2 protein-coding genes and 1 pseudogene are annotated in these 1,719 nt (G+C 27.3%); all 3 read right to left on the bottom strand.

Annotation, left to right across the window (positions count from 1 at the left end):
* Nucleotides 1-314 (bottom strand): HK97 family phage prohead protease (locus GBZ86_RS15585; protein ID WP_152892184.1); only part of this gene is annotated, 314 nt, incomplete at its 3' end.
* Entirely contained in the window at nt 283-1,407 is a 1,125-nt protein-coding gene (locus tag GBZ86_RS15590; RefSeq protein WP_152892186.1) for a phage portal protein, read from the bottom strand. The genes GBZ86_RS15590 and GBZ86_RS15585, both read right to left, overlap by 32 nt.
* A 57-nt stretch (nt 1,408-1,464) precedes the next feature.
* Nucleotides 1,465-1,719: pseudogene (locus tag GBZ86_RS15595) on the bottom strand (terminase large subunit); the annotation flags it as partial.

A 1,719-nucleotide genomic window follows, 5' to 3' on the forward strand; every position in this document is an offset into this window, starting at 1 on the left:
AAATCATTACCATCTGTGGTATTAGGTACTGTTAATTCAAATCTTAATCCATTAGAATCTTCTTCTAAAACTAAGTTTGAATCCGTTCTTCCTACTACCTTATTCCAATCATGATTAATAAGCATAAATTTATCTCTATTTTTATCAGATAAAGTTTTAATAAAAGCTCCCCTATTAACTTTTTCATAGAAGCTTTCTCCCCATCTATCCTTTAACTTAGTATAATCATCATTAAATACTGCTGCATAACCTTCTAGTTTTCTTTCTTCCATGTTGGTACTTCTAAACTGTAGGTTTACTGTTCTTTGTTCCAAAATTATCACCACCTTTTAAACTTGGATTTAATACAGATTGATAGTTTTTAGTTACATAATGTTCTTTGGACCAATCTTCATTTAGTGGTTCTTTGCCAAGCATTATTAAATTATCATCTATACTATTTACACCTATTCTAAATAATAGATCTGCTGACTTAGATAGTTTTTCTAAATCCACATCCCTTATTTTTTGAGTATTCATTTTTACATAGGTTCTATCTAAATAATTTTCTTTTCCATACATTTTACGATTTAGTTCTGTAGTTATAAGTTTTGCTATAGGATTAATACCAAACATTAAAAAGTTATCCGTTTGGTTTTCAATACCTGCCACATCTCCCTTTACTATACAGGATGGTATATGAAAAGCTGATGCCACAAAATCTATTACATCATTAATAACTGCTCTTATATCCCTACTATCTTTTATGTTTCCTTGATTTTTACTTTCTAAAAATTTATAAGAAGATGATAAGGGTAATACAGCATTATCACTTTCAAGATATTTTTTAAATCCCTTATTCATAAGTTCTTCAAATTTTTCCTTGGCTTCTCCCTGTACTGGAGCTTGTGATTGAATTTCTAATATACCTTTATTCCCATTAGAACGTTTATAAGCTCCCATGGCATTTCCTATAAGTTTACTATAATCTTCATATAGTCCATCTATAATTCTTTTTATATTTTCATCATTTAATTTAAAATAAAATACATCTGATTCTTTAAAAATATCCTTTAGTTCATAACCTCTTACCACCACATTTTTATAAAGATCCTCATAATAAACATATTCACTATGATGAAAACTATCTGCCACAAATAACTCCTTGTCTATTTGAACTATTAAACATTCATTATCATAAACTAATCTTGAAATTACCTGCATCCAAAACTCTGTAGAATTTTGATTTTTATTAGGTTCTATGTTAAATAAATAATAATTATTTTTTTTAACTTCTTTTCCTTTTTCAAAGGTTTCAAATTCTGATAATACTAAAGCATTAGTTATTATAGAAATACAGGATTGTATAGCAAATTCTTTATAAAATATTTCTGCTTGTAGATTAGCAAATATAGTTTTACCTTCCATTTTAGAACTAAATAAATTACTTAATATATTTTTTATACCAATATGGCTCGCCCCCTTTTAATATGAATAGCATTGAAAGAATGTGGTAGATGCTTCTATTGGTATAGTAGCTTCTTTAGATAAAGCATGAATAAAAGCAAAAAATCCATCTGTTTTTCTTAAGATGGGTTCTATCTTTTTATAACATTTATTCCCTTTTGCATCTGTATCTACATAAACATTATTGGTATACCAACGCATCATTTTATCATCACCATAAATAATATTTTCATCTGCAAATAACTGCTCTATAAGTGGTGCTAGTTTATTATG

Source organism: Clostridium tarantellae, assembly GCF_009295725.1.
GTDB lineage: Bacteria > Bacillota > Clostridia > Clostridiales > Clostridiaceae > Sarcina > Sarcina tarantellae.

Bases quoted from the DNA above. Each gene is read 5' to 3' on its own strand.
- GBZ86_RS15590 (WP_152892186.1), bottom strand. From the start codon at position 1,407: ATGGAAGGTAAAACTATATTTGCTAATCTACAAGCAGAAATATTTTAT.